General features: G+C 71.0%; 7 protein-coding genes. 6 read left to right on the top strand and 1 reads right to left on the bottom strand.

Annotated features, from left to right (window positions below):
• A partial coding sequence (locus ABT057_RS48725) for an NAD(P)-binding protein (protein ID WP_352351799.1) occupies window positions 1-215 on the bottom strand: 215 nt, incomplete at its 3' end.
• Between the two features lie 179 nt (window positions 216-394).
• Between ABT057_RS48725 and ABT057_RS48730 the strand changes: the two genes are divergently transcribed.
• From ABT057_RS48730 to ABT057_RS48755, 6 genes are all read left to right on the top strand, one after another.
• Window positions 395-790 carry a carboxymuconolactone decarboxylase family protein gene (locus ABT057_RS48730; protein WP_352351801.1) on the top strand — a complete coding sequence of 132 codons (396 nt, stop codon included), beginning with the start codon at window positions 395-397 and terminating at the stop codon, window positions 788-790.
• 27 nt (window positions 791-817) lie between these two features.
• Window positions 818-1558, top strand: a complete 741-nt coding sequence (locus ABT057_RS48735) for an SDR family NAD(P)-dependent oxidoreductase (protein WP_352351803.1) — start codon at window positions 818-820, stop codon at window positions 1556-1558.
• Window positions 1559-1615: 57 nt separating this feature from the next.
• Window positions 1616-2821, top strand: a complete 1206-nt coding sequence (locus ABT057_RS48740) for an NAD(P)/FAD-dependent oxidoreductase (protein WP_352351805.1) — start codon at window positions 1616-1618, stop codon at window positions 2819-2821.
• A gap of 18 nt (window positions 2822-2839) precedes the next feature.
• Window positions 2840-3034, top strand: a complete 195-nt coding sequence (locus tag ABT057_RS48745; protein ID WP_314225783.1) for a ferredoxin — start codon at window positions 2840-2842, stop codon at window positions 3032-3034.
• A 53-nt stretch (window positions 3035-3087) separates the two neighbouring features.
• Entirely contained in the window at window positions 3088-4326 is a 1239-nt protein-coding gene (locus ABT057_RS48750; RefSeq protein ID WP_352351808.1) for a cytochrome P450, read from the top strand.
• A 104-nt stretch (window positions 4327-4430) separates the two neighbouring features.
• A partial coding sequence (locus ABT057_RS48755; RefSeq protein WP_352351810.1) for an SDR family NAD(P)-dependent oxidoreductase occupies window positions 4431-4729 on the top strand: 299 nt, incomplete at its 3' end.

Below are 4729 nucleotides of genomic sequence, written 5' to 3' on the forward strand. Positions count from 1 at the left end.
TAGCCGTAGGTGTAGCTCTCGGAGTCGAAGCGGGCTTCGGGGTAGCGGTTCCAGTACCAGGTGCCGCCGACTCCGTGGCCGGCTTCCAGCAGGCGTACCGAGAAGCCCTCCTCGCGGGCCCGGTACAGCTGGTAGATGCCGGTGACACCGGCGCCGATGACCAGGACGTCGACCGGGTCCTGGCCGGCCGGACCGCTCGTCGTTGTGTCGCTCATGTGCTCTCCCGCGTGAGCCTCTATTGTTGTGTCGACCGGTCGGTCGAATATTGCACGAGACTAGAGGAGAGGGTGCGTCCATTCAATGGATGTGAATCCCGCCGGAGCCATTGATTGTACCGACCGCTTGGTCTAACTTTCCGCTCAGGGACGCGAAGCCGCGCAACAGGAGCGAACTCATGACTGACAAGGGCGTCGAGGAAACCGCCGATCTGCGGGCCGCGGGCTGGAAGGCCATGCGGGCCGCCCTGCCGGGCGTGTTTCCCGAGGACGACATCGACCTGCGGGACGGGCGCCTCGGGGAAGAACTCGTCGACATCGGCCTCACCAGTGTGTGGGGGGCGCTGTGGGGCCGCGAGGGGCTCGCCCCGCGGGACCGGAGTCTGGTCACGCTGGGCATCCTCATCGCCCTCGGGGCGGAGACCGAGCTGAAGACCCACGTCCGGATCGCGCTGACGAACGGACTGACCCGGGACGAGATCGCCGAGGTCGTCTACCACTCCAGCGGCTACACGGGTTTCCCGCGGGCCGTCGCCGCCCGCACCGCCGCCCGAGAGGCCCTGGGCGACCAGTAGCCGTGGCCACGCACATGAGGAGCATCCATGTCATTGCAGGGGAAGGCCGCGGTCGTCACCGGCGGCGCGCGGGGTATCGGGCGCGGGATCGCCACCGTGCTCGCCGCCAAGGGGGCGGCGGTCGCGGTGTGGGATCTGGACGCCGAGGGCGCTGAGAAGACCGTCGCGGAGATTCAGGAGGCGGGCGGCAGGGCCGTCGCGGTGGCCGGGGACGCGGCCGACGCCGCCGCCGTGGCCGCCTCGGCCGCGCGTACGCGGGCCGAACTCGGGCCGGTGACGATCCTGGTCAACAACGCGGGGACGACCGCCTACGAGCCGTTCACGAGTATCAGCGAGGCCTCCTGGGACCGGATGATCGGCATCAATCTCAAGGGGCCGTTCCTGGTCACGAGGGAGCTGGTGCCGGACATGCTCGCGGCGGGCTGGGGGCGGATCGTCAACATCTCCTCGTCGTCCGCGCAGACCGGGGCGCCGGCCATGGCGCACTACGCGTCCTCCAAGGGCGGTGTGATCGGGCTGACCCGGGCGCTGGCGGTGGAGTACATCGCCAAGGGGATCACCGTCAACCATGTCCCGCCCGGGTTCATCGACACCCCGCTGGTGCGCCAGGGGCCGGTCGACGTGGAGGCGGTAGCGGCCACGATGCCGATGAAACGGGCCGGCACGCCCGAGGACGTGGCCCACGCGGTCGCCTATCTCGCCTCGGAGGAGGCGGGCTACGTGACCGGCCAGACGTTCGGCGTCAACGGCGGGCGCTACGTCTACTGATCCGGCCGGTCCGGGTGCCGCAGGAAAGACCGTACCGACATTGCAAGGGAGCCGCGCATGAGCATGCGTGACGACATCGGGGTCCCGGCCCGCGTGCTGGTGGTGGGCGCCTCGGCGTCCGGGCTGGCCACCGTGGAGGCGCTGCGGCGCAAGGGCTACGCGGGCGCTGTCACGGTGCTCGGTGACGAGCCGCACGTCCCGTACGACCGGCCGCCGCTGTCCAAGCAGGTGCTCTCCGGGGCCTGGGAACCGGAACGGGCCGCGCTGCGGACCCAGGAGGCGCTGTCGGCACTCGGTGCCGACTTCGTGCTGGGTGATGCGGCGGTGGGGCTGGATCCGGCGTCGCGGACCGTCCGCACGCGGTCCGGGCGCGAGGTGGGCGCGGACGCGATCGTGATCGCCACGGGGGTACGGGCCCGGCGCCTGCCCGGTCAGGAAGCCCTCGCCGGTGTGCACGTGCTGCGCACACTGGACGACGCGCTGGCGCTGCGCGGCGACCTGGTGCCCTCGGCGCGGCTGGTGGTCGTCGGTGAAGGGGTGCTCGGCTCCGAGATCGCGGCCACCGCACGGACACTGGGCCTGGACGTGACCCTGACCGGACCGCTGTCGGCACCGATGGCCCTGCAGGTCGGCCCGCTGGTGTCCGGTGTCCTGGCGGACCTGCACACCGAACGGGGCGTGAAGCTCCGGCTGGGAACCGGCGTCGTGGGACTCGCCGGCGAGAGGGGCCGGGTCACCGGCGTCCGGCTCGCCACGGACGAGGTGCTGCCGGCCGACGTCGTGGTCGTCGCGATCGGCGCGAGTCCGGCCACCGAATGGCTCACCGACAGCGGGCTGGAGATCGAGGGCGGTGTGGTGTGCGACGCGCACTGCCGGGCGGCCGAGGGGATCTTCGCGGTCGGTGACGTGGCCCGCTGGCATCACGAGGGGCTGGGCCGGCTGGTCCGCCTGGAGAACCGCACCAACGCCACCGAACAGGCCATCGCGGTCGCCGCGGCGGTCCTGGGGGAGGGCGGGCCGTACGCGCCGGTGCCGTACTTCTGGACCGACCAGTACGATGCCAAACTCCAGGTGCACGGATTCCTGCCCGCCGACGCCGAAGTCGACGTCGTCGAGGGCGATCTGACGGGCCGTCGCTTCGTCGCCCGGTACCGCAGCGCGGGCCGGATCACCGGTGTCCTGGGCTGGAACATGCCCAAGCAGGCGCGGCTGCGCCGCCAGGAGATCGCCGGTTCCCTCGCCGTGCCCGCCCCCACCCGCTGAAAGGTCAGGAGAAACCCCATGAAGGTCGTCGTCGACGAGGAGAAGTGCGTGGCCGCCGGGCAGTGCGTGGCCGCGGCCATGGACGTGTTCGACCAGCGCGAGGACGACGGCATCGTCGTCCTCCTCGACGAGAACCCGCCCGCGGAGCTGGCCGAGGACGTCCGCAACGCGGCCGCGGTCTGCCCGGCGCTGGCCATACGCATCGAGGAATAGAACCTCCCGAACCTTCCCCCGCCCCCCCACCTCATCACTGCTGGAGGAAACCCATGACCGAGGCAGAGGCCCGGCTCGCCCCCGACGAGCAGATGTACTTCTACCAGGACGACCGGGACGCCAAGTGCCCCTTCGCCCCGCCGCCCGGGCTGCGCGCGCTGAACGACGAGGCACCTGTCTCACGGGCCCGGATCTGGGACGGCAGCACCCCCTGGCTCGTCACCGGCCACGCCGCGCAGCGCGCCATCCTGTCCGACCCCCGGGTCAGCTCGGACGACAAGCAGCCGGGGTTTCCGTATCCGAACAAGACCATGGCGGAGACCGCGCACGAGCACCCGCTGACGATCTTCAACGCCGACGGCGCCGACCACTCCCGCATCCGCCGCATGATGACCCGCCCGTTCACGCGGCCCCGGATGGAGGCGCTGCGGCCGGAGATCCAGCGCTTCACCGACGAGCTGATCGACAAGATGCTGGCGGGCCCGAAGCCGGCGGACCTGGTGAGCTCGCTCGCGCTGCCCCTGCCCTCGCTGATGATCTGCGCGCTGCTCGGTGTGCCGTACGAGGACCACGACTTCTTCCAGGAGCACGCCTCCTTGGCCACCCGCAGCGACAAGACGACCGAGCAGCAGCAGGCGGCGAACCAGGCCCTGGGCGGCTATCTGGCCGGACTGCTGCAGAAGAAGATGCAGGAGCCCGCCGAGGACGTGCTCTCCGACTTCGCGGGCCGGGTCAAGGAGGGCGATCTCACCCTTCCCGAGGCCACCCTGCTCTCCATGATCCTGCTGATCGCCGGTCACGAGACCAGCGCCAACATGATCACGCTGGGCACCGCGCTGCTGCTGGAGAACCCCGACCAGCTGGCGAAGCTGCGCGAGATCGACGACACCAAGAACGCCGCGAACGCGGTCGAGGAGATCCTGCGCTACCTGACCGTCCCGCAGCTCGGGCAGCGGCGGATCGCCCGTGAGGACTTCGAGTTCGAGGGCGTGCAGATCAAGGCCGGGGACGGCATCGTCGTCCCGCTGCCCGCCGGCAACTGGGACCCGGAGGCGTTCCCCGAGCCGGAGAAGCTCGACCTGACCCGCAAGGCGAGCCACCATGTCGCCTTCGGCTGGGGCATCCACCAGTGCCTGGGCCAGCAGCTCGCCCGCATCGAGCTCCAGGTCGTCTACGGGACGCTCTACCGGCGTGTGCCCACCCTCCGCCTCGCGGTCGACCGTGACGAGCTCTCCTTCCGTCCCACCGACGCCCTCGCCTTCGGCATCGGCGAACTGCCGGTCACCTGGTAGCCGGAAAGCCGCTCCATCGACCCGCCGGTCCCGTTCACGGGGCGGGACCGGCGGGTCGCGCCTCCGCACCCGCAACCGCATCCGCAGTACAACAGGAGTCACCCATGAGTGAGTTCAGCTTCGAAGGACGTGTCGCGGTCGTGACCGGCGCGGGCCGGGGGATCGGCCGGGCCCACGCCCGCCTGCTGGCGGAGCGGGGCGCGAAGGTCGTCGTCAACGACCTGGGCGGCTCCATGGAGGGCGACGGCTCTGACGCCGGCCCGGCGCAGAAGGCCGTCGACGAGATCACCGCGGCCGGCGGCACGGCCGTCGCCGACACCCACGACGTGTCCACGCCGGCCGGCGGTCAGGCGATCATCGACACCGCGATCGAGCACTTCGGCCGCATCGACATCCTCGTCAA

The organism is Streptomyces sp. NPDC002588, from assembly GCF_040295925.1.
In the GTDB taxonomy this organism is placed as follows: domain Bacteria; phylum Actinomycetota; class Actinomycetes; order Streptomycetales; family Streptomycetaceae; genus Streptomyces.

Excerpts from the sequence above, each read along its gene's own strand:
- ABT057_RS48740 (WP_352351805.1), top strand. The coding sequence starts at position 1,616 with ATGAGCATGCGTGACGACATCGGGGTCCCGGCCCGCGTGCTGGTGGTG.
- ABT057_RS48730 (WP_352351801.1), top strand. The coding sequence starts at position 395 with ATGACTGACAAGGGCGTCGAGGAAACCGCCGATCTGCGGGCCGCGGGC.
- ABT057_RS48735 (WP_352351803.1), top strand. The coding sequence starts at position 818 with ATGTCATTGCAGGGGAAGGCCGCGGTCGTCACCGGCGGCGCGCGGGGT.
- ABT057_RS48745 (WP_314225783.1), top strand. The coding sequence starts at position 2,840 with ATGAAGGTCGTCGTCGACGAGGAGAAGTGCGTGGCCGCCGGGCAGTGC.
- ABT057_RS48750 (WP_352351808.1), top strand. The coding sequence starts at position 3,088 with ATGACCGAGGCAGAGGCCCGGCTCGCCCCCGACGAGCAGATGTACTTC.